This window comes from Clostridioides sp. GD02377 (assembly GCF_045899875.1).
GTDB lineage: Bacteria > Bacillota > Clostridia > Peptostreptococcales > Peptostreptococcaceae > Clostridioides > Clostridioides difficile_A.
Map to the genome: position 1 here is coordinate 1 of NZ_JBJODA010000084.1, position 406 is coordinate 406.

Consider the following 406-nt stretch of genomic DNA (forward strand, 5'->3'; position numbering starts at 1 on the left):
CTGATTATTCAAATTAGTAATTTGATTTTGAAGTTGTTCAATATTAGCATCAGAACCATCAAAAAATGTTTTTATCTTCTCAGAAAACTCAACTAATGTATTATCTAAACTAGCAGGAACGTTTTTAAGTGCTAAAGTGTTTACAATACTAGTCTTACCATTTTTAAAAGCAGTACCAATCTCCTTCCATTTATTTGTAACATCTTCAAGACATGAACCAGCAGGAAGTGGTGCAATTCCTTTACTAACTGTAAAAATTTGCTCTGCTGTAGCATTATTACTGTCTGTAACAACTATTTTAATTGTGTGCAGTGCATTATCTTCTAATGTATAGTTAATTGTTTTCTCTATTGTTAAATCTGTTGTGATAGTTTCTTTTAACACATCATCTAAAAACCATTCAATT

Annotated in this window: 1 pseudogene; it reads right to left on the minus strand. The window is 29.3% G+C overall.

Annotated elements, in window-relative coordinates:
- Positions 1-406, minus strand: a pseudogene (locus Q3304_RS20950) (hypothetical protein); the annotation flags it as partial.